The 22,225-nt window shown below is 37.3% G+C and carries 31 protein-coding genes; 11 read left to right on the top strand and 20 right to left on the bottom strand.

Features of this window, described 5'->3' with window-relative positions; genetic code table 11:
- Positions 1–31: 31 nt before the first annotated feature.
- Together ACFX4G_RS08685 and ACFX4G_RS08680 are read right to left on the bottom strand one after the other, a co-directional pair.
- Complete coding sequence (locus ACFX4G_RS08685) at positions 32–358, bottom strand: antibiotic biosynthesis monooxygenase family protein (RefSeq protein WP_377574067.1); 327 nt, start codon at positions 356–358, stop codon at positions 32–34.
- Positions 359–421: 63 nt separating this feature from the next.
- Entirely contained in the window at positions 422–1,144 is a 723-nt protein-coding gene (locus tag ACFX4G_RS08680) for an FxLYD domain-containing protein (protein ID WP_377574064.1), read from the bottom strand.
- A gap of 181 nt (positions 1,145–1,325) precedes the next feature.
- On the opposite strand from ACFX4G_RS08680, the gene ACFX4G_RS08675 reads away from it, so the two are divergent.
- Both ACFX4G_RS08675 and ACFX4G_RS08670 read left to right on the top strand, forming a co-directional pair.
- Complete coding sequence (locus ACFX4G_RS08675; RefSeq protein WP_377574061.1) at positions 1,326–2,150, top strand: hypothetical protein; 825 nt, start codon at positions 1,326–1,328, stop codon at positions 2,148–2,150.
- A 279-nt stretch (positions 2,151–2,429) separates the two neighbouring features.
- Positions 2,430–3,305 carry an alpha/beta fold hydrolase gene (locus tag ACFX4G_RS08670; protein WP_377574058.1) on the top strand — a complete coding sequence of 292 codons (876 nt, stop codon included), beginning with the start codon at positions 2,430–2,432 and terminating at the stop codon, positions 3,303–3,305.
- A 236-nt stretch (positions 3,306–3,541) separates the two neighbouring features.
- Here the strand turns inward: ACFX4G_RS08670 and ACFX4G_RS08665 are convergent, their stop codons facing one another.
- The 7 genes from ACFX4G_RS08665 to ACFX4G_RS08635 form a co-directional block, all read right to left on the bottom strand.
- Complete coding sequence (locus tag ACFX4G_RS08665; RefSeq protein ID WP_377574055.1) at positions 3,542–5,005, bottom strand: sensor histidine kinase; 1,464 nt, start codon at positions 5,003–5,005, stop codon at positions 3,542–3,544.
- Positions 4,993–5,670 carry a response regulator transcription factor gene (locus tag ACFX4G_RS08660; RefSeq protein WP_097822903.1) on the bottom strand — a complete coding sequence of 226 codons (678 nt, stop codon included), beginning with the start codon at positions 5,668–5,670 and terminating at the stop codon, positions 4,993–4,995. Before ACFX4G_RS08660 ends, ACFX4G_RS08665 begins: the two co-directional genes overlap by 13 nt.
- Positions 5,671–5,677: 7 nt before the next feature.
- On the bottom strand, positions 5,678–6,451 hold the full coding sequence (locus ACFX4G_RS08655) for an ABC transporter permease (protein WP_377574050.1): 774 nt from the start codon (positions 6,449–6,451) through the stop codon (positions 5,678–5,680).
- Positions 6,452–6,464: 13 nt separating this feature from the next.
- Positions 6,465–7,292: an ABC transporter permease gene (locus tag ACFX4G_RS08650; RefSeq protein WP_377574047.1), complete on the bottom strand. Its 828-nt coding sequence runs from the start codon at positions 7,290–7,292 to the stop codon at positions 6,465–6,467.
- On the bottom strand, positions 7,289–8,014 hold the full coding sequence (locus tag ACFX4G_RS08645) for an ABC transporter ATP-binding protein (protein ID WP_377574044.1): 726 nt from the start codon (positions 8,012–8,014) through the stop codon (positions 7,289–7,291). The genes ACFX4G_RS08650 and ACFX4G_RS08645 overlap by 4 nt, the downstream gene beginning before the upstream one ends.
- 63 nt (positions 8,015–8,077) lie before the next feature.
- Positions 8,078–8,341, bottom strand: coding sequence for a YesK family protein (locus ACFX4G_RS08640; protein ID WP_377574041.1), 264 nt, complete (start codon positions 8,339–8,341; stop codon positions 8,078–8,080).
- A gap of 53 nt (positions 8,342–8,394) precedes the next feature.
- On the bottom strand, positions 8,395–8,706 hold the full coding sequence (locus ACFX4G_RS08635; RefSeq protein WP_182421655.1) for a hypothetical protein: 312 nt from the start codon (positions 8,704–8,706) through the stop codon (positions 8,395–8,397).
- A gap of 558 nt (positions 8,707–9,264) precedes the next feature.
- Between ACFX4G_RS08635 and ACFX4G_RS08630 the strand changes: the two genes are divergently transcribed.
- From ACFX4G_RS08630 to ACFX4G_RS08620, 3 genes are read left to right on the top strand one after another with little or no spacing between them, the layout of a single operon-like run.
- Positions 9,265–9,747, top strand: coding sequence for a DUF2975 domain-containing protein (locus tag ACFX4G_RS08630; protein ID WP_097822908.1), 483 nt, complete (start codon positions 9,265–9,267; stop codon positions 9,745–9,747).
- 28 nt (positions 9,748–9,775) lie between these two features.
- A complete protein-coding gene (locus ACFX4G_RS08625; RefSeq protein ID WP_377574037.1) occupies positions 9,776–10,255 on the top strand; it encodes a DUF2975 domain-containing protein in 480 nt (159 codons plus the stop codon).
- 10 nt (positions 10,256–10,265) lie between these two features.
- Positions 10,266–10,484 carry a helix-turn-helix domain-containing protein gene (locus tag ACFX4G_RS08620; protein WP_097822910.1) on the top strand — a complete coding sequence of 73 codons (219 nt, stop codon included), beginning with the start codon at positions 10,266–10,268 and terminating at the stop codon, positions 10,482–10,484.
- Between the two features lie 269 nt (positions 10,485–10,753).
- On the opposite strand, the gene ACFX4G_RS08615 is transcribed toward ACFX4G_RS08620, so the two are convergent.
- The 3 genes from ACFX4G_RS08615 to ACFX4G_RS08605 form a co-directional block, all read right to left on the bottom strand.
- Positions 10,754–11,173, bottom strand: a complete 420-nt coding sequence (locus tag ACFX4G_RS08615; protein ID WP_377574032.1) for a GNAT family N-acetyltransferase — start codon at positions 11,171–11,173, stop codon at positions 10,754–10,756.
- A 197-nt stretch (positions 11,174–11,370) separates the two neighbouring features.
- Complete coding sequence (locus ACFX4G_RS08610) at positions 11,371–11,778, bottom strand: universal stress protein (protein ID WP_377574029.1); 408 nt, start codon at positions 11,776–11,778, stop codon at positions 11,371–11,373.
- An 84-nt stretch (positions 11,779–11,862) separates the two neighbouring features.
- Positions 11,863–12,222, bottom strand: coding sequence for a hypothetical protein (locus ACFX4G_RS08605; RefSeq protein ID WP_377574026.1), 360 nt, complete (start codon positions 12,220–12,222; stop codon positions 11,863–11,865).
- A gap of 153 nt (positions 12,223–12,375) precedes the next feature.
- On the opposite strand from ACFX4G_RS08605, the gene ACFX4G_RS08600 reads away from it, so the two are divergent.
- Complete coding sequence (locus ACFX4G_RS08600; RefSeq protein WP_028409479.1) at positions 12,376–12,705, top strand: four-helix bundle copper-binding protein; 330 nt, start codon at positions 12,376–12,378, stop codon at positions 12,703–12,705.
- Positions 12,706–12,812: 107 nt separating this feature from the next.
- On the opposite strand, the gene ACFX4G_RS08595 is transcribed toward ACFX4G_RS08600, so the two are convergent.
- Entirely contained in the window at positions 12,813–13,655 is an 843-nt protein-coding gene (locus ACFX4G_RS08595; RefSeq protein WP_377574023.1) for a LysR family transcriptional regulator, read from the bottom strand.
- 117 nt (positions 13,656–13,772) lie between these two features.
- Here ACFX4G_RS08595 and ACFX4G_RS08590 point away from each other — a divergent pair, with 117 nt between their 5' ends.
- Positions 13,773–14,516 carry an SDR family NAD(P)-dependent oxidoreductase gene (locus ACFX4G_RS08590; protein ID WP_377574020.1) on the top strand — a complete coding sequence of 248 codons (744 nt, stop codon included), beginning with the start codon at positions 13,773–13,775 and terminating at the stop codon, positions 14,514–14,516.
- 83 nt (positions 14,517–14,599) lie between these two features.
- On the opposite strand, the gene ACFX4G_RS08585 is transcribed toward ACFX4G_RS08590, so the two are convergent.
- Positions 14,600–15,316: a nucleotidyltransferase domain-containing protein gene (locus ACFX4G_RS08585; RefSeq protein WP_377574017.1), complete on the bottom strand. Its 717-nt coding sequence runs from the start codon at positions 15,314–15,316 to the stop codon at positions 14,600–14,602.
- A 267-nt stretch (positions 15,317–15,583) separates the two neighbouring features.
- On the opposite strand from ACFX4G_RS08585, the gene ACFX4G_RS08580 reads away from it, so the two are divergent.
- Complete coding sequence (locus tag ACFX4G_RS08580; protein ID WP_377574014.1) at positions 15,584–15,838, top strand: HPr family phosphocarrier protein; 255 nt, start codon at positions 15,584–15,586, stop codon at positions 15,836–15,838.
- A 167-nt stretch (positions 15,839–16,005) separates the two neighbouring features.
- Positions 16,006–17,061 (top strand): NAD(P)-dependent alcohol dehydrogenase, encoded by a 1,056-nt coding sequence (locus tag ACFX4G_RS08575; protein WP_098432395.1) that lies wholly within the window; start codon positions 16,006–16,008, stop codon positions 17,059–17,061.
- Positions 17,062–17,141: 80 nt separating this feature from the next.
- Here the strand turns inward: ACFX4G_RS08575 and ACFX4G_RS08570 are convergent, their stop codons facing one another.
- The 3 genes from ACFX4G_RS08570 to ACFX4G_RS08560 all read right to left on the bottom strand — a co-directional run bounded on the left by ACFX4G_RS08570 (position 17,142) and on the right by ACFX4G_RS08560 (position 18,387).
- On the bottom strand, positions 17,142–17,531 hold the full coding sequence (locus tag ACFX4G_RS08570; RefSeq protein WP_209150319.1) for a MerR family transcriptional regulator: 390 nt from the start codon (positions 17,529–17,531) through the stop codon (positions 17,142–17,144).
- Positions 17,532–17,779: 248 nt separating this feature from the next.
- Positions 17,780–17,956, bottom strand: coding sequence for an aspartyl-phosphate phosphatase Spo0E family protein (locus ACFX4G_RS08565; protein ID WP_223260221.1), 177 nt, complete (start codon positions 17,954–17,956; stop codon positions 17,780–17,782).
- Between the two features lie 242 nt (positions 17,957–18,198).
- Positions 18,199–18,387 (bottom strand): hypothetical protein, encoded by a 189-nt coding sequence (locus ACFX4G_RS08560; protein ID WP_013058178.1) that lies wholly within the window; start codon positions 18,385–18,387, stop codon positions 18,199–18,201.
- A 275-nt stretch (positions 18,388–18,662) separates the two neighbouring features.
- On the opposite strand from ACFX4G_RS08560, the gene ACFX4G_RS08555 reads away from it, so the two are divergent.
- Positions 18,663–19,190, top strand: coding sequence for a cupin domain-containing protein (locus ACFX4G_RS08555; protein WP_016764982.1), 528 nt, complete (start codon positions 18,663–18,665; stop codon positions 19,188–19,190).
- Positions 19,191–19,415: 225 nt separating this feature from the next.
- The gene (locus ACFX4G_RS08550) at positions 19,416–19,727 is read left to right on the top strand and encodes a hypothetical protein (protein WP_097822923.1); all 312 of its coding nucleotides are present in this window, start codon (positions 19,416–19,418) and stop codon (positions 19,725–19,727) included.
- A gap of 1 nt (position 19,728) precedes the next feature.
- On the opposite strand, the gene ACFX4G_RS08545 is transcribed toward ACFX4G_RS08550, so the two are convergent.
- The 3 genes from ACFX4G_RS08545 to ACFX4G_RS08535 form a co-directional block, all read right to left on the bottom strand.
- The gene (locus ACFX4G_RS08545; RefSeq protein ID WP_162488940.1) at positions 19,729–19,884 is read right to left on the bottom strand and encodes a hypothetical protein; all 156 of its coding nucleotides are present in this window, start codon (positions 19,882–19,884) and stop codon (positions 19,729–19,731) included.
- A 185-nt stretch (positions 19,885–20,069) separates the two neighbouring features.
- Complete coding sequence (locus tag ACFX4G_RS08540; protein ID WP_377574010.1) at positions 20,070–20,777, bottom strand: hypothetical protein; 708 nt, start codon at positions 20,775–20,777, stop codon at positions 20,070–20,072.
- Positions 20,778–20,792: 15 nt separating this feature from the next.
- Positions 20,793–21,947, bottom strand: a complete 1,155-nt coding sequence (locus ACFX4G_RS08535) for a ParM/StbA family protein (protein ID WP_162214677.1) — start codon at positions 21,945–21,947, stop codon at positions 20,793–20,795.
- Positions 21,948–22,225 lie beyond the last annotated feature (278 nt).

The following is a 22,225-nucleotide window of genomic DNA, read 5'->3' as shown; positions in this document are numbered from 1 at the left end:
CCCCTTTTTAAAACAATTAAGCATATACGCCCTACATCTCAAAAAAGCTATGTCTTTCCACTTTACAAATCCTAAGCGAAAACTTTTGATACCATTCTTTTTTTCCTTTGTGCTGGGCTGCGCGGTGGGCTGAGTTTTCTTTCCACATTTTGATTGATTTTAAGGAATCCCAATATGAAATGGTAATGCCTAAGTCTTTGTCCCTGGCACTTTCTATTCCTAGAAAGCCTTTTTGTTTAGATGCAAGCTCTACCATTTTGTCTGCCATGATTCCATAACCCTTCTCACCTTCTGTTCTTTCAGAAGCAAAAATAACGGCAGAATAAGGCGGTTCGGGGGTTTTAGCAATTCCAGACATATTGATTTCCTCCTTTAAATAAAGTCAAATTAATAACAAAAAGAGTCTGATGTGAAGACTCTTTTACTCTTGATACGTAGAAGCTACTACTTTATATTTTTTCACTTTTGCTAGTTCTTTATCAGGGATTTGTGATGAAGTAGCGTCAAAAGGAATGGATTTTCCAGGAGTCAGCTGCGCTTCTTCGGATTGAAATATAGTTCCTATAAACTCATTTTGTTTTCCATATAAGGCTCCACCAACCAGAATGTATTCAGTAGGTTCTTTGGTATTGTTTGTAGCTGTTCCTTTGATATGTAGGATGTGATTCTCTTTTTCCTGACTCATTGCGTCGCCTTTAATTTTCAAGCTCTGTACATTACTTGCAGGCTTTATCGGATTAATCTTGACCTTTACATTATATGTATCTGGTTCTTTATTAATAATTCCTTCTGCTGAAATGTACCCTTCCTCGCCCGGCTTTAGTACATAGGGAGCAAGATGAACGTCGGGGGCACTTGGAATAATATGCGGATCAAGGACTTTTCCAGTTTTGTTTACATATTTTATTGTTGTATCGTTTACATTAAGCGTTTTGTCACTTTCATTTTTTATAACCGCAGAATAGCTCAGTACGTTATCATGAGTGATCGAATCTGCAAGTGTATAACTTTTTTCTTCTACTATTTTTATTTTTTCATCCTTTGTTTTCTCTTTCTTATGCTGGGCAGTGTCCGTCTCCTTGTTGCATCCAGCCAGAATGAACAAGAATGCTAGGAGTATTCCTAGCAGCAGTCTTACTTTCATGATGATTCCTCCATTTAATACTATTTTTTTCACAAATTCCATTATAATACTTTTTTGGATTTATCTAAAGGGGATTTCACACCTAATTAGAATTTGCTAAAACTATAATTAGATAAATATTCCATTTATATGATATAGTTTTTATATGTAAGTAATAAACAAATAGAAATGGAGTTTCAACATGAGGAACATAAGCAAGATAACAACGGGAACCATTACAATCGCTTTAGCGCTGGGGTTAATGGGGTGCAGTCACGCACGTTCAAACAATGAAAGCATAGATGGAAGCGAAGCAAAAAAAGAGCTGGCCATAGAGCTGAAATTTCTGCAAAACGAGTGTGAACGGTTAATCAATAAAGATGGAAAATCAGACGATAAAACGTTTCAAAGCTACAAAAATGATTTTAACCTGCTGTCTGCGTCTATTAATAGTACGTCAAAAGTAGAAACACAAAGTGATAGGGAATTAACAGAAAGCATAGCGCAATTAAAAAGAGATGTAGATGCATTAACAGAAAAAGAATACGTAAAATCCTATAAAAGATTTAATTCAAGCAAGACTATCTATGAAGTTACGCTCATGAACAACATGTATGATGTTATAGATGCAACCAAGACTTCGGAAGGAAGCCATAACGTGTCAGATTCATTTGATGATAAACACTTCCATTCTTCTGAAGCACAAATAAAAAAAGATATGGGGCCTGCGATTGATCATATTAACACCGTATCTAAATATAAAATAGAGCTCATGCAAGATGAAATCCAAAAGCATCGCGATAGTTTCACCAAGCTGCAGCTCGAACAATTAAAAAAAGCCACTCATAATTTTGATTTGTCTTTAGACAACCAAATTAAATCTATTCAAGCTTATAAACCTATAGGTGAAGATTATAGTGTAAGTAGAGAATTCAGCTATAAAGCATCTGAAAAGTATACCAATGCCTGTGTGTACATTACCGACTTTGAATCTAATTTAGGAATCGCCAAGGCCGGTGATTTTTAGAAAAGCTCTCTAAAAGTACTTTTAGAGAGCTTTTTTTGCTGTATTCATTACAAGCTCAAGTTTTTACTCCTTACGTTTTGTACATATTCGCTTTTTCTAAGTCAAGCGAAGCATCACATATAACCTGGGGATATCGGTGTTATATTTCACAAACAATAACCAAAATAAGGGTTTTAAAAGAGCTTTATAGCTCATTTATCGCGTAAAGAAACCTTATTATTTGATACATCAACTAATAAAGAGTAAAGTTTTTCTATAATAAGGAGTAAAAGCGAAAGGATGAGTAACATGTTTAAAGACGGTTATGTAAAAGTGAATAATGTAAACCTCCATTACGTGACAAAAGGTGAAGGCGAGCTTATACTGTTTTTACACGGATTCCCTTACTTTTGGTATACGTGGCACCATCAGTTAGAAGAGTTTTCGAAAGATTACCGCGTGGTAGCTGTAGATATGCGAGGCTATAACTTATCAGATAAGCCAGAAGAAATTTCTTCTTACAGCATGCCCCTTCTCATGGAAGATGTAAAACAGTTGATTGAAGCGTTTGGTGAAAAAGAATGTGTGTTAGTGGCACACGATTGGGGCGGCGCTGTTGCATGGGCATTTGCTTATACATATCCGCAGTATGTCAAAAAGTTAGTGATGTTTGATGCACCGCACCCTTACACATTTATAAGAGAACTTGCTGAAAATCCTGCTCAACGAGAAGCAAGCAGCTATATGAGCTTTTTCCAACAGCCAAATTCTCAAGATGAGCTACTCGCCAATAATAGTGAAAAGCTAAGAAATATGCTGACGGAGCCCGGCATTAAAAAAGGCTATTTAACTAAAGAAGAAGAAGCTAAATATGTAGAGGCCTGGAATCAGCCAAATGCAATGAAATCCATGCTTAACTACTATCGTGCGTCTTCTCTTTACCCATTTGAAGAGCGTGTTCATAAACCCGTAGCATTGCCGCATAAAGTATTTCAGTCTCCGACTTTAATTGTATGGGGAAATGCGGACGAAGCGTTTGAAAACAGTAATTTAGATGGCATTGAAGAGTACGTTCCAAATGTAACGATCCACCGCTTAGACGGTGTAGGACATGCCCCTCAGCATGAGCAGCCCCAAAAGGTGAATGAATTTATAAGAGACTTCTTACGCAAATAGAACCGAAAAAGACTGCAAAGTACGGTATACAACCGCTTTGCAGTCTTTTTTATAGATTATAAAGCATATTATCAACTATTCATTTCTATTATTAGATTATTTTTCAACGTTTCAACAAGTGTACATGGGGTATAAATTTTACTGTACAGATGCAGTCCCCCAAAGGAACATATACATTTCTTTCTTACTTACCCTTTTTTGAACTCTCTTTTTTGAGGGTTCTTTTTTTTACGCGTTTACTTCTTTCCCATTGGAAGAACAATCTTAAACACTGCTCCTCCCGTCTCCTTATTATCGGCCGTGATGCTTCCCCCGTGGTTTTTCACAATGGAATGAGCAATGTAAAGACCTAGCCCCAAGTTTCCGTGGCCGCTTGTTCTCGACGCATCTTCTCTGTAAAACTTTTTAAACAGCTGTTCTTTGTTGGATAGTGTAAACCCAGGACCCGTATCATGTATTTCAAAGATTACTTCGTTGTGATGAATCACGGTATTCCAAGCTATCTCTCCTCGTTCAGGCGTGTAGCGAATACAGTTTGTGATGATATTATCTAACACTTGAGAAATGCGCTGGGGATCTCCGTAAAATTGATTTGATCCGTCTACTTCATTAATCGAAGATATAAATGTAATCTCTTTTTTTTGACATAAAAGCTGAAACTCGTCTGCTTTCTCATGAACAAATGTGTTGATATCAATAGGCTCACTCTTTACGGAAAAGCCTGGATTTTCTATGACTGATACTTCTTGCAGCTGATTTAATAGTTGAATAGAACGAAGTGTATTCGTGTAGATCGTATGTAAATATCGATTAAGCCTCTCCGGGTCCTTTTTGCTTCCTTCTACTAAAATTTCGGTATGACCGTGAATAATCGTAAGAGGCGTTCGTAAATCATGCGCAATCGCAGCCGTCATATCTTTACGGTCTTCTTCTAGCTGCCACTGTTTAGCTAGCGATTGCTTTAATTCTTTTCGCATTTCTTCAAAGGCATGAAGCAGCTGACTTAATTCTTTGGCGTCTTGAGTCACGGACAGCGAAAAATCCAAATTATTATGTTGAATATTCTTTGCGGCTGCCATCAGCTCGTTAAAAGGCCGTTCAATTTTTTTGCTAAATCGTCTTCCAAATAAATAAGCAAACAAATAAAAATAAAGAAACGGACTGGCTAGAGATAAAAACGTTACAAGCGCAACTATCCATTTAATATTTGGGTTAGTCGAAGCCATGTTTAATTGATATCTCAGCGCAATGGCCCCGTTTACTTCGTCTTTTGAATTAAAAAGCGGATACACTTTTATAATATATTTACCTGAATGGATATTTGTATTGACCTGAGAATAAAGATTCCGTTTATTTTTTATGTATGAAGTGGACATGGAGCCATACACGATTTGTCCTTCTTTATTCATAATTTGATAATCCATTCCTTCTAGCGGAATAACCGATTCTACTTGGTTTTTAGCACTTTTAGAAAGAAGCGCATCTTCCTTTTCGTTCACAAACTGGATAATTTCTGGGATTTTCTTTTCATAATAATTCGCCGGATTCAGTGCTCCGGGCATAAAAAACCAGTTCACTGAGATGACAATTCCCCACGTTAAAAGTGTCGCAAGCAGGCTATACAGCAAAATCAAATGAAAAGATAAAACAAACTGCGCTTTTAACGTTGCCCGGTTCATCCATTTTTTTATTTTACCCATTTGTAGCCAATTCCCCAAACCGTTGAAATGTAAGGCGTTTCGTCATATTTTAATAGTTTTGCTCTAATTTTTTTCACGTGTTCTGTAATCGTAGACGAATCCCCTTCCGCGTCGTAGCCCCAAACTTTTTCATACAGCTGCTCGCGTGTAAAAACCTGACCTGGATGAAGAGCGAGGAAATGAATAATCTCAAATTCTCTTGAAGTAAACGGAATCACTTCATTGTTATGTAAAATTTGATAGCCGTTTAAATCAATGGTTAACTCTCCAAAATGAAGCCTGTTATAGGAGTTACTATTAATTCTTTGCTCCCGGCGCAGATGGGCGTAAATCCGGGCTTTTAGTTCTTTCATGCTAAAAGGCTTAACTAAATAATCATCTCCACCGACTAATAGTCCTTTTACTCTGTCCTGCTCCGTTTGCTTGGCGCTTAAAAAGATGATGGGACATGATATGCTTTTTCGGATCAATTCACAAAGAGCAAAGCCGTCCATGCCTGGCATCATCACATCCAGCACAATTAAGTCTGGATTTACTTTTAGCTTCTTTAACGCTTCTTGACCTTCGTAAGCGAACATCACCTCATATCCTTCATCTTGCAGCGCATCTTTCATAAACGAAATAATGTCTTTTTCGTCGTCTACTAGTAAAATTGTTTGCTTCATCTCCAGCTCACCCTACCCATTCTTTCTTTTTCCATACGAATAGGTTTATTATAAGGCTAATAAGCAAAATTGGAAATAATAGGTTCACTAAAAATTCAGAGTTTGGTCTGCTTAATTCATGAAAAACAGAATCGGTTACCGAGAAAAAGAAGCTTAGTTTATCTGACACATACACACTTCCAATTAAAGCACCAATAGTTGCTACATAAGATAAAATGGAATTAGGCATAAGAACACTCAGGATACTCCCGATACTAATAACCGCTATAAAGATGCAAAAACAAATGCCGTAAAATTTCAGCGAATATAGTAACGCCCCTAAAGTCCCTAGCGTATGTCCGCCTAAAAACGTTGTTTCATTTACATGAGGCATAACCATTCTTCCAAGACAAGTCCCCGCTACCCACGTAATACAAAGAATAATAAAAACTAGTAAACATTGAACCGCCCACTTTACAAAAAACAGCTTCACACGATCGTGCGGCCGAATTAGTACCATGCGCAGCGCTCCCGACGTGTACTCACCGTTGAAGCTATCTGCCACAAACATAGGAATGACAATAAACGTAATCACAAACGATAGGTCTCGAAGAAGCAGCGGTGCTGCATTTAAAGAATCAATTTTCACGTCATGGTCTGCATCAAAAAACGAAATGCCTCCCCTTTGAAAGAAAATGAACCAAATAAAAGCAAGTAATCCTATGTACACACCTAGTACCACCGCTGTCTTTTTCCGTTTAAACGTTCGCTCTAATTCACTGATAAAAAGTCCTGTCATCATGTCTTCTCTCCTTTTATAAAAATGATTCTTTTTTTCGAATCGCTGCATATGTTAAACTGCTAAAAACCAGAACATAAAAACCTAACACGCCGAAATTCCAGCCTACAAACTGCGGTTTCTCTGCCATCATGACTGTGATCCCCTGCCATTGAATCATCGGTACAGAAGTAAAGAAAAGCTGTCCAAAAAGCTCTTCACTCATCCACTGCTTAAATCCCGTTAATAAAGTCGGGTACGAAAACGAGATTAGTATAAAAGCCACGCCGATTCCAACAGCCGTAGTGGTCGTTTTGCTGATAACAGAGATAAAAAACAGCACACAGCATATCGCAATAGTCGTTAAGTAGGCATATCCATAAAACGAAAGATTATATACTAGTGCTTCTTTTATGTTAAAAGCATGACTGTGATAAAACACAAAGTAGCTTTGAGGCTGTTCAAACATCAGAAAGCCTATCACATAGCTCATACAAAAATACGTAATAAAAAACAGTAAATTAAACAGCAGAATCACTGCGGCTTTTGCTAGGATGATTTCTTTAAACGAATATGATCGTATCATAACCATTCGCAGCTGTCCTGACCGGTATTCGCCGGTAACCACGAGCGTAATAAAAACTAAGAACATGGCATTAAAAACGGTAAATAACATTTCAGCTAAGCTCAGTACAGGAAAGTTTCCTGCAAACGTATACTGTGGTAAATCGACTGTGAGTGCTCCGTTTTCTTTTTGGAGATAGGATGAAGCAGCTAACAGTACCACCGGCACTAATAGAAAGGTCAGCCACGCCACTTTTCTTTTCCAAAGTCTTTCCCACTCCGCTACTAAGAGCTCCTTCATTGCGACACCAGCTCTACAAACGCATCTTCAAGATTTTTACCAGATGCTAACTGGTCCAGAGCGCCGTCCCATATTAACTCTCCTTCTCTCATCACAACAATTTGATCACATACTCGCTGTAATTCATCCAGCAAATGACTAGAGATTAAAATCGTTTTGTTATAGTCACGTTTTAAGGTGAAAAGCAGCTCGCGCAGTTCACGTACGCCCATTGGATCTAAGCCGTTGGCTGGCTCATCTAGTATCAACAAATCCGGGTCGCCTAAAAGCGCTTGAGCAATGCCAAGTCTTTGCTTCATCCCAAGAGAATACGTTCGAACTTTATCTTTTTCTCTGCCGGTTAACCCCACAATATCAAGCACTTCTTTTACTCTTTGCTGCCTTTCTTGTTTTGTCGAAAATGGATGCAGTCGAGCTAAGTTTGTCAGGTTTTCTTTTCCCGTCATATAAGGAAAAAAGATGGGCGACTCTACAATCGCACCAACGCTTTGCAGCGCTTCTTTTCTTTGTGAAAGAATGGTTTTGCTATTAATAAAAACTTCTCCCCCAGTTGGTTTAATCAACCCCGTCAACAAACGAATTAAGGTCGTTTTACCAGCACCGTTTGGCCCTAACAGTCCACATATTTCCCCTTTGTTAATTTGAAACGATACTTCTTTTACTAGGTGACGACGTCTTACTTTTTTTGAAACGCTTCTTACCTCTAAAATAATATTTTTCATATTAAATCCCTCCTACACGTAGTATAGGAGGGATTTATAAAGAATTTATAAAGTTTATAAAAATTATTGTACAGGCTTTTTAGCTACAATATAGGATACAAGCGCGAATAAAAGCAAAAACACAGATAAAAACAAATAGCCCGCACCTTCAAAGCCTCTTATTTCTACATAGCCAATGTAAAAAAGAACGGCGGCAGCCATAACGGTTAGCATTGAAGGAAGCATTCTAATGACTTTGTTCCACTTCATCTTTCTGAACAGCCAGGTTACAAGGAGTACAAGTACACCTGGCAGCAGGGCAATCAGTAAAGGACCGCCTATCATCATATCTATCAACCTCTCTAAATCCTTTTCATTCACTTAAAATAGAGATAATCAGCTTACGGCTCAGAAATTCCCTGGGCAATCGCTAATAAAAACATCAAGCCAGAAAGCAACACAAAAAAGATGCTGTTTGCGATTATGCTAAACCACACAACGCTCGGCTTTTTTGTTCGGACTCCTAAAACTAATGCCACAATAAAGCCAACGTCTATTGCAAAAAATAGCCACAGCGGAATGGTCAAATCACCGCTTCTATTTGGAAAAATCGAATTTAGTGGGAATATCCGATTCGAAAAAAACACTACAAAAGCAGCCGCCAGCAGAATAACCGTTAATAAAATCGGCTTATTTTCTTTTGAAACACTCATTTCAAATACCTCCTAACTAAAGAAAATAATACCATATATTATTAAATAGACATATACAGATTCCATAGTCTCAATATCAAAAAGAAAAAAGGACATAGATTTTTATTAACAGGTTCTTTTTTGAGGTGCAAAATTTAATTTCATCATGCATTTTTAGCATGAAGTCACACATGAATTTACGTTTTTTATTTGCTTGGTATTACTTCTATATTTGCTATTCCCCCTGAAATTCAAGCAGGAATTCGCATGAAACTTCTCCACTATGGAAATAATTATTTGAATTTAACCGTGAATTATTTAGTGAGTTTTAAAGATATTATTTATTTTAAGTAGGGGCTGATATCTTTCGTTGTTGATTTTGGAAGTTTTGTTGAAAAATTTATAAATTTAACCTTCTAAAGTAAGAGCATTTCTTTGTATTAAGAAATGCTTTTTATTTTGTTTAAAATTAAAAGGATATTTCAGTAACAACAATAATATAATATAAAGCGATAATATTTTATTGTAAAACGATAAATCATATGTTAAATTCGTATTATCATTAGTGAGGTGTTTTTTATGAATGTTAAACGAGGCTCTACCACTTTCTTAAAGGTAATAATTTTTCTGATTGGAATTGCAGTGCTTGCCGCATGTATATTTTTGTTGCCTGAGGCAGCCAGAAGAGATGCTATAGAGCGTCCTGGTGATTATTCGTTATATCCACTGTTGGTATGTACATATGGAATATGTATTACATTTTCTTTGGCGTGTTATCAAGCTTTTAAACTTTTAACCTATATCGAGAAGAATAACGCTTTCTCTGAGTTATCTCTTCAATCTTTGAAGGTAATAAAAAAATGCACTTTTACTGTCATTTTGTTTATTTTGTTAGCAATAGTTTATTTAAGGGCGCATGCTCAATTCACAGGTGATGATGCAGCAGGTCCAATATCTCTAGGTCTAATGGGCATCTTGGCAACAAGTATCATCGCAGCCATTGTGGACGTGTTTCAAAAACCTATAAAGAATGTCATGGATTTACAGACAAAAAACAATTAATATTTTGAAATATAGAAGAGGTGTTTTTATGAAGATAGCAACCACATTATTTTTGAAGATAGCAGTTATTCTCATTGGAATTTTGGTTCTCACTTTGTGCATATTTCTAGTTCCTGAACTGGCAGATGCGGTAGCGGAGTTCTTAGGTATTCATTCCATAGAATATATAATTTTCATTCTTTTATATGGAGGAACATTACCTTTTTACTTCGCCCTTTATCAAGCTGTTAAACTGTTGAGTTATATTGACAAGAACATTGCTTTCTCCGAATTGTCTGTTCGAATTTTAATGAGCATCAAATACTGCGCCATTTCTATCTGTAGTTTGCATGTCTTAGGTTTGCCCGTCTATTATCTCGTGGCAGATAAAGACGATGCCCCAGGTCTCATTTTTGTTGGAATGGTCATTCCTTTTGCTTCGTTGGTTATCGCAGTTTTTGCTGCTGTTCTCCAAAGACTTTTGCAAGAAGCGATTAACATAAAATCAGAAAATGATTTAACGGTCTGAGGTGTAGGATATGGCAATTATTATTAATATTGATGTGATGTTAGCAAAACGAAAAATGAGCGTAACGGAGCTTTCAGAGAGGGTTGGAATTACTATGGCGAATCTTTCCATCCTAAAAAATGGAAAAGCAAAAGCGGTTCGTTTTTCAACATTAGAAGCAATATGCAAGACTTTGGATTGTCAGCCAGGTGATATTTTGGAGTACAAAAGCGAGGAAGACAATCAATAATAAAAGACAACAAATCCCTTCAACCATGAGGATTAAGTATTGAAATTAAAATGAAGAGACAGCTTAATTGCTGTCCCTTCTCTGCTTTTATTGATTTATTTAATTAGAGAACTTGATTGAGAATTATATTGATATTGATAACAAAAAGTGTGATGCGATTTGCAATGTTTGCACTTCAAAAGGGAACACGTTAGATTTTCTATGTCCTCTTTATTATTCATTCGGTACATACTTTAAAATGTCCCTTGGTTTGCAATCTAACACATAACTTATTCCAAATATTCTTCCGCTAAAGAAGGATTTAAATAACGAGCCATTCCAGTTTTCATTTTCCGAAATCCTGCTTTTCTATAAAACTCTTCATTACCTGCTGTAGAAACAAGATGAACGCAGGAAATATCGTCAAGCTGAGCAAGTAAGTTTTTTATAACTTTCTGTCCAATTGCTTTGTTTTGATACTGCTCGTTAACCACAACATCATAAATGGCAGCATTAAACACACCGTCTGAAAGAGCTCTCCCAAACCCTGCTATATTATCTTCATCATAAGCGATAGCTACTACGTTGCTTGATTGAAATACTTTTTTAATTTTTTCTTCATTATGGTTCGTCCATCCTACCGAGTGATAAATTTCTTTCATTCTCGACCACTCAACATTTTCTATAGAATGTGAAAAGGAAATCTTCATAGAATCTACTCCTTTTGTTTTTTTATAAACTATTTCTTTTTTCAAAACCAAAAGTCCTTGGCAGATTATTACGAGTATGTGTATACGATAAAAAGTATCATACATGTTAGTAATGATTTATAAACGTTAACTGCTATATTCAAACGCAAAAAAGGTACAAATCGTCTACGATTTGTACCCACAATACCTACGTTCACTTACTTAATAATCATAACCGGACAGTATACTCGTTTAGCTACTTTATGACTGACGCTGCCTAGCACCATTTCTTGAAGAGAATTTAAGCCGCGGCTTCCTATTACAACAAGATTAAAGTTGTTTTTATTAGCGTAGGCTACAATGGTTGGGCCAGGATCGCCGCGTTCTATTTTAAGCTGATACGCTATCTGCTTCTTTTCAAAGCAACTCTTTATTTCTTCGAGCGCTTGCTGTCTTTTTTGTTTCAGCTCTCCATGTAAAATCTCGGTTTTCGCTTTTGATAAGTCAATAACCGAAATAATTTCTACTTGTGATTGCGGTATGAAAGAAGCAACTTGTATCGCATGCTCCGCGGCTCTTTTTGAATGTTCCGACCCATCTACAGCTAACAAGATTTTTTGATACATTCATTGTCCCCCTATCAATGAGCTGATGCTCTTGCGCTTGGCTTATTGTAAGTCGCTAACCTTTGAAGCAACTCTTCACTTACATCATTTAAACCTGTCAGCTTCACCTCCTCCAATCGAGCACCCGCTGCTGCAGTGCGTAGTCGATACAAAAACACTTTGCCAAAAAGGCTTTTCACTATGATGGTGCTCATGATGATCTTCATGGTTACCGTGCATATGTTCAGAGGAATGATGAGCGTGATCGTGTTTTTTTCGATCTTTACGCCCTAATTTAAAGTAAAACCATATCCCGGCGACAGGAAAATAGAGACCCGTAATAGGCCACACAATATTCATCACAAACATCATCTGCGGATGCCTGATCACGTCGATTGTAATAACTAAAAATTGAATAATTCCAATTGCAATAGCTATATAAGAAAGTATTTCTAGCCAGCTCATGTACTACACTCCTTTAAGATTTATCTATCAACTACATACCCTCCACCCCTATATTTAAACATCAAAGACCACCTGCTCATTTTTATTATGTTTAATAAACCAAACGATAGTCTAATGTAATAGAGAGAAGAAAAAATAAGGAGGAATTTTACAATGTCTAACGAAAATTATCAAACTGTTATTCAAACGCTGCATGACTGTATGAGTGCCTGCAACCATTGTTTTGATGCTTGTCTAAAAGAAGAAAATGTGGGTATGATGGTGGACTGTATCCGTTTTGATCGAGAATGTGCAGATATTTGCGGATATTTGGAACAAGCTCTAGAAAGAGGAACTCCTTTCGTTGCTGAACTGGCTGGGGTTTGCGCCGAAATTTGCGAAAAATGTGGAAATGAGTGTAAGAAACACGATCATGACCACTGTCAAAAATGTGCGGAAGCTTGCTTGAAATGCGCGGATGAGTGTAGAAAATTAGCTGCATAATCTTTGGAACATAAGAAAGCTAGAACCCTTGAAGCGCATTTCAGGCATTAAGGGTTCTTTTTAATGTATTGGAAAAGAGAAGACATCACGCCACCTCAGGACAGAATCTATAGACTCCCTAAAAAATGAATAAACTTTTTAAGACTTTGAGAGCGCTGCTTCCCTTTCTTTACTACAAAATCAATATGAACGTCTTCTGAAAGCTCTTGATATTCAATGCTTTTCATATCACCACGAGAATTTACTACGCTAGCCGGGACTACACTCATGCCTATTCCATCACGAACGCCTTGTAAAATAGCTTCTAATGAATCAAATTCCATAATATTGGCTTTATGTATATGATGTTCTTTTGAAAACTCTAATAGTCTGTTTCTATAGATGCAGTTTACATCACTATTAATGAGTAACGTTAGTTGACCTGTTTCTGCTCTCTCTGCGGATAGAGGTGAAATAAGCACCATTTTTTCTGCATAGTGATAAACCGTTTCAAACTGAGCCTCATTATAGATACCGCTAAGAAAAAGTCCGTCAATTTCTCCGTACGAGAGCATTTCTTGTAAGACTTGTTTTCTATCTGTTTTTATTTTAACTTCAATATTTTGTTGTTCTTTCAGAAAAGATGAGAATAAAGAAGGAATTTTAATAGCGGAAATCGTCTGCGAGGCACCAATAATCAAGGATCTTTTAAACTTATTCGGATTAACTTCTGCTTTAGCTTCCTCCATTAAACGTAAAATACGCTGTGCGTAGTCAAACAAAGCTTCCCCTTCGTTTGTTAACGTAACTCCTCGATTCGTACGTATCAATAATTTGGTGTCTAATTCTTCCTCTAGATTTTTAGTCCGCTGGCTGATATGCGGCTGCACATATCCTAATACCTCCGCAGCTTTTGATAGTGACTTTGCTTCTGCGACACATTTGAAAATTCGTAAGTCTTGGCTTTCCAATTTTAATTCCTCCGTTGCTATCATTTTAAATGATAACTCTCTTAGTATTACCTATTATATCCTTTTTCCCATCGAAGATATAATAAAAGATGTTAAGAGAAAGGAAGGTTTATAGAAATGATCGATTTTAAAAATAAAGTATTTATTATTACGGGCGGCGGCACTGGTATAGGCAAAGCAACGGCTTTAAAGTTAGCTGACATGGGCGCGAAACTTGTTATAAACTACAGCAACTCAGAAACAGAAGCGAAAAAAGTTGTAGAGGAGATTGCTGAAAAAGGAGGCATAGCGTTTGCTTTTAAAGCGAATGTAGCCAACGAGCAAGAAGTAAATGCAATGATTCATCAAACCATTACACAATTCGGACGGTTAGATGGATTAGTGAATAACGCTAGTATTACAGCTCAAATCCCCATGAATGACTTAGAGTCTGCAACGGATGACATATGGAACTCTTTATATGATGTAAACGTAAAAGGCATGTTTCACTGTGTAAAAGCAGCCGTTCCACATATGAAAAAGCAAAAGTCAGGGGCGATTGTTAATGTAGGAAGCGTTGCGGGTACAACTGGAATCGGCTCCTCTATTCCCTATGCAGCAACAAAAGCAGCGATTCATACGATGACTAAGTCGTTAGCCATTGCACTGGCACCACATATTCGAGTAAACTGCATCTCTCCTGGTGCAGTCGACACAAGATGGTGGTCTGACAACGAAGATAAAATGTATCAGCTTGCAGGAAATCTACCTCTTCAGCGCATTTCTTCTCCTGAAGATATCGCAGATGCTATTCTGTTTCAGTTAAAGCAAGAGTCCGTGACGGGCCAAGTATTTACGATTGATAACGGGCAAACTCTTTAAGCATACGTGAATATTCATAAAAAATAACCCCACTACTAGCAAGCAATAGTAGCGGGGTTCTAACAAGGCTACTGATTCAACCTCTATTTCCCCAGTGAAAACCCTTCAAACAGCCGGCCTCCATGTGGTGCTAACACTTTATCCACCAGTTGAATTACTTTATCTTTATTCCCTGTTTTATAAAAGGTATCAAATGCCTCTACAAATTCTTTACTAAAGCGTTCATTATAGTCATTCAAAGACCGGACAATCCATTTAGAATCCCCGATCCAATGACCATTCGTTCTTAAAACAAATTCATGCGTTATGTAAGCGAGCGTATTGGCGATAAAAAGTGATTCACCTTTATTTGAAGAACCGATTAAATCATCCAAAGCATCACTTATAAAATACCTTTTTAGTTTAATCGTCTCTTCCGACCATTTTTCTGGGCCTTTTTCTAGTAATTGTGCAGCTTCTTTTTTTATAACCTGCATCACTCCTTTATCCGCTAAAATAATTCCCTCGGAAATCATTCTTAGGAGTGAAGGTCTAGCCCTCTTACAATCGCTTTTAAAAAAGGCTTGGTATGAAGTCAGATTATGAGCAAAAACTTCAATTGCCCATCCAAATTCAATGAGGGACTCTCTAAAAGAAGAAGTAAAATTATCATCCAAAATAACAAGATCAAGGTCAGACGTGTGGGTAGCTTCTCCTCTCACCACGCTCCCGGCGAGTAATGCGCCTTGACAGTTAGGGTAATGTTTAAAAATGAATTGTGTAGCTGCTTGCAGCGGTTCTAACCTTTTTAGCTCTTTCATCGTATTCCTCCAGAAAACAATATATATGGTTTTTCTGGTTAGAACGTGGAAATTCCTTTAAAAATAAATTCTTATTTATTGAACCTTCCTGAACATGTGTGCCGTATTTTCATTTAGTTACCATCATCTAAATGACTAGTAGAAACGATTGCTGCTCTCCATACATTCATAAATGACTCTTTTATCCAAATCACCTCTTGCCTTAAAGTTAACTTTAACGATTAAGCTAGTTTTATAGCTTTTAAAATATAAAAAAGGGGAAATACAATGCTGATTAAAAGAATAACGGTGCAGCTTTATGGAGGACTTCAAGCTAGACATACAGCTTTGTTTGCACGTGAAGCTTGTTCATTTCCAAGTGACATTTTTATTGCGAAAGATGGAAAATGTGTAAGTGGAAAAAGCATCATGAAGGTCATGGCTTTAGCTGTTAAAAAAGGAGATGAAATAACGTTACTGACAAATGGAGCGGATGAACACGCCGCCGCTCGCACCCTTGAAGAATTTCTTTTAACTAAATAGAGATAAAAAGCTGCTACACTATTCCTTACTCTCCTTTTTTCATAAAATCATAGATAGAAAGTAAAATTTTTTTTAAAAAAACTCTTGCTTTAAAGTCGACTTTAACGTTTAAGCTAGGGTTGTAGCTTTTAAATACATCAAATGACGAAAGGATTGTGTTTTTACTTATGTGTAATCAACATACAACAACATCACGTGTTTTAAGTGCGCCGCATGCAAAGGCAAAATTCGAGAACACGACAATTGAACGCAGAGAACTGCGAGCAGACGACGTTTTAATTGATATTAAGTTTAGCGGTATCTGTCACTCTGATATTCATAGTGCATTTGATGAGTGGGGCGGCGGAATATTCCCGATGGTTCCTGGTCACGAAATCGCGGGAGTAGTTGAAGCGGTTGGAGAAAGCGTAACAAAATACAAGGTTGGCGATCGCGTTGGCGTGGGATGTTTCGTTGACTCTTGCGGAGAGTGCGAGTACTGTGTGAACGGTGACGAGCAATACTGTACAAAAGGCGTTGTTCAAACGTATAATTCGTTGGATTATGACGGAAATCCTACATACGGCGGCTACAGCCAAAAAATCGTCGTAAAAGAAGGATTCGTTGTTCGTATTCCTGATAAGTTAAGTATGGATGCAGCAAGTCCCCTTCTATGTGCAGGTATTACAACATTTTCTCCGTTAAAGCACTGGAATGCTGGCCCTGGCAAAAAAGTGGCGATCGTGGGAATGGGCGGTCTTGGACATGTAGCGATTCAATTTGCACATGCAATGGGTGCTGAAGTGACGGTATTGAGCCGTTCTAACAATAAAAAAGAAGAAGCTCTAAGCTTTGGCGCAGATCACTATTTTGCAACAAGTGATGAGACAACATTCACTGAATTAGCGGGTCGCTTTGACCTTATCTTAAACACAGTATCGGCTAACCTGAATGTGGATCAATATTTATCATTACTTCGCGTAGATGGAACGCTTGTTAACGTTGGCGCACCGGCTAACCCAGATCAGTACAGCGTATTCTCACTTATCACGGGACGTCGTAGCATTGCTGGTTCACTTGTAGGCGGCATTCGTGAAACACAAGAAATGCTTGATTTTGCGGCTGAACACGGCGTTGCTCCTATGATTGAAGTTATCGATGCTAAGCAAGTAGATGAAGCGTACGAGCGCGTTCTTCGCAGCGACGTTCGCTATCGATTTGTTATTGACATTTCTACACTGTAAATTTAGAAAAAAGCGGGCAGCTAATTGGATGAGCTGCCCGCTTTTTATTTCTTTATAAAATACGAAAAACAACCGATAAATTAGGCTTTAGATGAAAGCTCTTCCTGATACTTTTGTTCTAATTTATCATAGTAATCAATTTTCGTTTCCACTTTTCTAAAAGCTGCGTCCAGCTCTCTTTGTTTTTCCATCATTTTCTCTCTATGCTTTTTAAATATCTGCTTGCGCAAACCGATTGTATCATCGCCTTCTTGTGTTAATTCAACAATTTTACGTAATTCTAAAAGGGCAATATCCGTTTTTCGTAAGCAAATAATAAATTCTAACCACTCGATATCGGACTCACTAAAAATACGATTTCCGTTCTCATCTCTTTTTATAAAAGGTAAAAGCCCTTGCTGTTCGTAGTATCGAAGCGTATGCGTAGGCAGCCCTACCTTTGCAGCGGCCTCTTTAATATGATATTCCATTCCACTATACCCTCCATCGCCATTCTTAGTGCGGCGTTTGCTTTATGTATCTAAGCTTCCCTTTTTACGGGTGCTTTCAACTCTTTTTCTAGGTTTCTACTATACAATATATATAATAGATTCCACTATTTTCTTTACTATGAGGTAACTGTATAAATAGTATCATAAACATTAAAGTAAACGTTAAGGCAACTTATAAAGAGCTGCCGTGAAGTCAGCAGCTCTTTTCATTTTTATATAAAATACGATTAATCTGCGGCCATCACTTTACTTAGTTCATTTAATAAATAATCAAGGGTTTGACTGATTCGAACTGTATTACGACTTGTAAGACCTTCTGTAAGTCCTAACATAACCATGTGCTCTCTTGCTGTTTCGATTTCTGTCATTAAGACTTGCATGACAACTCCTTTATACCACTTCACAGCTCATCACCCCTTTTTACTATACATATATCTCATATGCGGTAATCTTAAACCTATCATACAGGTTTTTGGGGGTGAATAGCGAGTTTTAGACCTTCAACAGTTGTATTTTTTATGAAGTAAATATACTAATATACTTATTGAAATAGAAAGTATCACTCCACTTTCTGTGAGAAGTTAAGAAAAGGCCTCCTAAATGGAGGCCTTTTCTTATTTCTTATAAAACAGTCTAATACAAAGCCTTAGCCTCTAAAATATTCTCTATAATACGAACCTTTCTCACACTCTATCTCATAGCGCAGCCTAGTTTGCTTTCTGTAAAGCTCTTCGGACAGCTCATTAAATTCACCTTCTGTGATAGATCCATGAATTAAATTGTTGAATAAATTATTAAGATGTTCAGTTAATTCTTGAAGTTTTTTTTCTTTCAATGAACGTCACCCTTTAAAATAATTTTCATCTTCTAAAATTATATCAAATAAAACGTTTTCATACGATATATTTTTTACTGAATTATCGTATTAAAGTGATGAAATTATTTTTTAACCATCCCAAAACAATCAAAGAGCTCAGATAAATCATTAATCACATGATTTCAGTAAAAAATAAGTGCATAAAGACCGCGGACAAAAAGGCAAATGGTATCAACCGTTTTGACAAAAGCATAGGATGAAAAGAAAAATTAAACGAGAAAAGGAGAATGAGTATGCACTATACACCTTATTACCATCAGTGGCAGACTCCAGTGTATTACGGCTGGCAGCCATATAGTTATTATGTGCCGAATCACTATCACACTAGCGAACAGTTTCAGCAAAGAAACGGTAAATTAAAGGACTACGGACCAAGGCCGTTTGTTATTAACATTAATGAAGCATCAAAGCAAAACAATACGTACCGCACTGCTTTATGGACGGGAACACATTTACAAGTGACGCTAATGAGTCTTAAGCCCGGTGAAGATATCGGCTTAGAAATCCACCCTAACGTTGATCAATTCCTGCGCATTGAACAAGGGCAAGGCGTTGTTCAAATGGGCAAAAGTAAAAACAATCTAACCTTTAAACGAAAAGTCTACGATGACGATGCGATATTTATTCCTGCCGGAACGTGGCATGATGTCACCAATACGGGTACCACTCCGCTAAAGCTTTACTCCATATACGCTCCGCCAAACCACCCATTTGGTACGGTTCATGTGACAAAAGCAAACGCTCTGGCTGAAGAACATTAAAAATAAGCAGAGCGTTATGCAGGATTGGAACGCTTTTTCAGAATCAATACTAAATGAATAGACGGATGTTGACTAAAAAAGCCCTCTAGAAAATCGGTGTATGACCTTTTCTAGAGGGCTTTTTTTAAACTTGCTATACATACAGGATTTTATAGCCAAGGAAAGAATTATAGAATGAACCCAATCTTTTTAAACAGCTTAAAATAACTGAAAGGCAAACAGGCGATGAAATTATTTTATAAAATTCCCAAATCAAACGTACATCCTTCTCTTAAACTAGCAAGAAAAATTCTATATACATCGGTAGAAGCAGTCATTATGACCATGCTTGTGATTAAATCTTTTACTGTGGCCTATGAAAACGACATAAATTTAATTCTCAGGCAGCTAAATGAACTAAAAGCTTCCATTGGCGGATTTGGCATAAACGAATCGTTATTTTGGTTTATGATAAAATGCAGTATCTTCACCATTGTTACATTCGATCTTTGCTTATACGTTCGAAAAATGCTAAAAAGAAACAAAAGAGCTTTATGATTTATACGCTAAAGCTTTTACATTGGACCGCTGTTAATTTCCGTGCAAGGCTTCGCTTTCCGCGGGCGGTCGATGAGCCTCCTCGTCGCTTGCGCTCCTGCGGGGTCTCACCTGTTCCGCTTTTCCCGCAGGAGTCTTCGCCTTGCCCTCCAATCAACAGCTAGAAGCATTTAAACACATGAAACCTACATTCAGCATACCAATAAAAAGCCGAACAAGTTGGATTCACACTCAAGAATCAAACTCGTTCGGTCCTTTCTTCACCTAAAACACTTTTGTTCCGTCCTCATGTTTAATAGAAAAATAATAAAAGTAGAGGCATATTACGCCTCTACTTTCTGTTTAGAAATCTACATCGATATCTTCTTGAATGGTTCCGGTCACTTTTTCACTTTTAATTAATTGACCTTCTTTAAATGTTTCTTCTTCCTCATTTTTAATGGATTTCAGCTGCTTATAGGAAGGAGCTGACGCAGAGCCCAGCTCTTTTTTAAGCAAATGAATTTCGCCTAACAGCTCGGCTCTCAATGAATGAATTAACGATTGAAACTCGTCTTCCCGGCTGTCTTTCTGCCCGTTTTGTTCCACAAGCTTCGCTACATAATCCTGAAGGTCCTTTGCCTGCGAGGCCTCATACTCCTCACGATTTGCAGCAAGACTTGAATTCATTTCTTTTTTTAGTAAGTCAATTTCGCCCAACAGCTCTTTTCGAAGTGAATGAACGAGCGTCTCCACTTCATTTTCTTTGCTCTTTTTTTGCAAGTCTTGCTGTATGAGTCTTACTACATAGTCCTGCAGCTCGTTTGCCTGCTGTTTTTCTTTCAGAAATGAAGACACTTCTGACGGAATGTCAGCAGTGTCGATTGTGAAATTTGCACCTTCATCTCTATTACTTACGGTCTTTTCCCTTACTCCCATCATATCTGCTGATAGATTGCCAGCTGTCAGAAACGCATTTGATAGTAAGTAAAACGGTGCAGCCATTTGGGAGCTTAGCTGACCGTACCAATCATCTAGTGCGTCCTTAAGGCGAGTGTTTTGATGACTCATATATGCTCCCCCTTTTTAAACGTGAACTGCGTTTGTTTCATGTCTGCTTAAAATTTCAAGACCGTATAAATTTAATTTGCGCGTCTCCGGCAAGAAAAGATGATTTTCTTCTCTGATTTCTTCCCCGTACATGTTATCAATCTGCTCTGCAATAAACTGTTGAAGGATAGGAGCCAGTCCTCCAATATAAATATATTTATAGACTTTATCTTTTGGCGATGGAAATAGATTTTCAATTTTCGTTAATAAAATTTGCGTGTATTCTCTAAGCGAAGCGTGAATAGGCTCCGTGAGATCTACTTTTTTCCCGCTATTGCCGTCTCTTTGCTCCATTTTTGCTTTATGGATATTAGCAATAATAAACTCTTCTAATGAACGAACATCATCAAAATACTCAAGCAGTTTTTCATTTCTTAGCTTTTCAATATGCTTCAAATATGAAATATCCGTAAGACACTTCAGCGAATTTCTGCTTTTAGGAGCTTGAAGTCCTGCAGGAAGAAGCGCAAGGTCAACCGTGCCTCCGCCCAAATCTACAATTAGCGTTTCAAAATGTTTGAATGCATTTGCTTCTTCTCTATCTTGTAATTCAAAATCTTTTTTGATCGCCCAGCGAGCAACTTCACTTTCAATACGGCATTTGCTCGTTTCAATGTTCACAGTGAGCGTTTTTTCTAATCCCGGAGTCAATACCGTAACCGTGTGCTCTCCTTGAAAACGTTCGGCCATCTTCTGCTGCATTTCACTGAATTTATTTGTTTTCTTAAGCAGCCAAATCGGAAGCATAGTCGAGAAATAATTAATCGTCACATGATTATCCTCTTTGTCTTTTCCTTTAAGTATGTTGTAATAAGCAACTGAAGCTAAAAACATCACATAAGGAATATCGGATTCAGTTTTATTATGTAACTTATTAATATGGATATTGCCTAGCACGTGTTTCTCTGCTGCGTCTCCTACTAAATAATACTTTTCTACTCCTTCGATTGTTGTAGAAATCAGTAAATTTTGAAGAAGTAATTCCGGTTCATTTACACTTGAAGGAAAATGACCCTCTGCCTGATCTTTTGTGATTTCTACTACGTTTGTAGGAATTTCATAGTAATAACCATCCACTAGCGTTTGAAAAATTGAGTTACCAAAATCAACGTTTTGACGTTTGATATCCATCCTTGTTTCTCCCCTTTATCTTTTCATGACAACACTAATAAGTATATATTTTCCTCATTTGTTTGTCTAAGTATTTAAATAATTTATGTTATTCGAAATTGACAATTAATTAATTTTAGACGGCTAATGTAATTGAAAAGCACTTGGAATGCTTCTTTTTACCAGTACCCCTTTTTACAAGGAATGTAACATGTGACGCTGTGACTTTCCCTTAATTTTTTTGCAATATAAGCCCTTCAATCACCAGCTAGAAGCAGCCACATACATGAAACCTATGT

The organism is Priestia sp. YIM B13486 (assembly GCF_042787865.1).
GTDB lineage: Bacteria > Bacillota > Bacilli > Bacillales > Bacillaceae_H > Priestia > Priestia megaterium.
The sequence above is the reverse complement of the archived record's forward strand: the minus strand, read 5'-3'. Positions and strand labels throughout refer to the sequence as shown.

Bases quoted from the DNA above. Each gene is read 5' to 3' on its own strand.
- ACFX4G_RS08685 (WP_377574067.1), bottom strand. From the start codon at position 358: ATGTCTGGAATTGCTAAAACCCCCGAACCGCCTTATTCTGCCGTTATT.
- ACFX4G_RS08680 (WP_377574064.1), bottom strand. From the start codon at position 1,144: ATGAAAGTAAGACTGCTGCTAGGAATACTCCTAGCATTCTTGTTCATT.
- ACFX4G_RS08675 (WP_377574061.1), top strand. From the start codon at position 1,326: ATGAGGAACATAAGCAAGATAACAACGGGAACCATTACAATCGCTTTA.
- ACFX4G_RS08670 (WP_377574058.1), top strand. From the start codon at position 2,430: ATGAGTAACATGTTTAAAGACGGTTATGTAAAAGTGAATAATGTAAAC.
- ACFX4G_RS08665 (WP_377574055.1), bottom strand. From the start codon at position 5,005: ATGGGTAAAATAAAAAAATGGATGAACCGGGCAACGTTAAAAGCGCAG.
- ACFX4G_RS08660 (WP_097822903.1), bottom strand. From the start codon at position 5,670: ATGAAGCAAACAATTTTACTAGTAGACGACGAAAAAGACATTATTTCG.
- ACFX4G_RS08655 (WP_377574050.1), bottom strand. From the start codon at position 6,451: ATGATGACAGGACTTTTTATCAGTGAATTAGAGCGAACGTTTAAACGG.
- ACFX4G_RS08650 (WP_377574047.1), bottom strand. From the start codon at position 7,292: ATGAAGGAGCTCTTAGTAGCGGAGTGGGAAAGACTTTGGAAAAGAAAA.
- ACFX4G_RS08645 (WP_377574044.1), bottom strand. From the start codon at position 8,014: ATGAAAAATATTATTTTAGAGGTAAGAAGCGTTTCAAAAAAAGTAAGA.
- ACFX4G_RS08640 (WP_377574041.1), bottom strand. From the start codon at position 8,341: ATGATGATAGGCGGTCCTTTACTGATTGCCCTGCTGCCAGGTGTACTT.
- ACFX4G_RS08635 (WP_182421655.1), bottom strand. From the start codon at position 8,706: ATGAGTGTTTCAAAAGAAAATAAGCCGATTTTATTAACGGTTATTCTG.
- ACFX4G_RS08630 (WP_097822908.1), top strand. From the start codon at position 9,265: ATGAATGTTAAACGAGGCTCTACCACTTTCTTAAAGGTAATAATTTTT.
- ACFX4G_RS08625 (WP_377574037.1), top strand. From the start codon at position 9,776: ATGAAGATAGCAACCACATTATTTTTGAAGATAGCAGTTATTCTCATT.
- ACFX4G_RS08620 (WP_097822910.1), top strand. From the start codon at position 10,266: ATGGCAATTATTATTAATATTGATGTGATGTTAGCAAAACGAAAAATG.
- ACFX4G_RS08615 (WP_377574032.1), bottom strand. From the start codon at position 11,173: ATGAAGATTTCCTTTTCACATTCTATAGAAAATGTTGAGTGGTCGAGA.
- ACFX4G_RS08610 (WP_377574029.1), bottom strand. From the start codon at position 11,778: ATGTATCAAAAAATCTTGTTAGCTGTAGATGGGTCGGAACATTCAAAA.
- ACFX4G_RS08605 (WP_377574026.1), bottom strand. From the start codon at position 12,222: ATGAGCTGGCTAGAAATACTTTCTTATATAGCTATTGCAATTGGAATT.
- ACFX4G_RS08600 (WP_028409479.1), top strand. From the start codon at position 12,376: ATGTCTAACGAAAATTATCAAACTGTTATTCAAACGCTGCATGACTGT.
- ACFX4G_RS08590 (WP_377574020.1), top strand. From the start codon at position 13,773: ATGATCGATTTTAAAAATAAAGTATTTATTATTACGGGCGGCGGCACT.
- ACFX4G_RS08585 (WP_377574017.1), bottom strand. From the start codon at position 15,316: ATGAAAGAGCTAAAAAGGTTAGAACCGCTGCAAGCAGCTACACAATTC.
- ACFX4G_RS08580 (WP_377574014.1), top strand. From the start codon at position 15,584: ATGCTGATTAAAAGAATAACGGTGCAGCTTTATGGAGGACTTCAAGCT.
- ACFX4G_RS08575 (WP_098432395.1), top strand. From the start codon at position 16,006: ATGTGTAATCAACATACAACAACATCACGTGTTTTAAGTGCGCCGCAT.
- ACFX4G_RS08570 (WP_209150319.1), bottom strand. From the start codon at position 17,531: ATGGAATATCATATTAAAGAGGCCGCTGCAAAGGTAGGGCTGCCTACG.
- ACFX4G_RS08555 (WP_016764982.1), top strand. From the start codon at position 18,663: ATGCACTATACACCTTATTACCATCAGTGGCAGACTCCAGTGTATTAC.
- ACFX4G_RS08550 (WP_097822923.1), top strand. From the start codon at position 19,416: ATGAAATTATTTTATAAAATTCCCAAATCAAACGTACATCCTTCTCTT.
- ACFX4G_RS08540 (WP_377574010.1), bottom strand. From the start codon at position 20,777: ATGAGTCATCAAAACACTCGCCTTAAGGACGCACTAGATGATTGGTAC.
- ACFX4G_RS08535 (WP_162214677.1), bottom strand. From the start codon at position 21,947: ATGGATATCAAACGTCAAAACGTTGATTTTGGTAACTCAATTTTTCAA.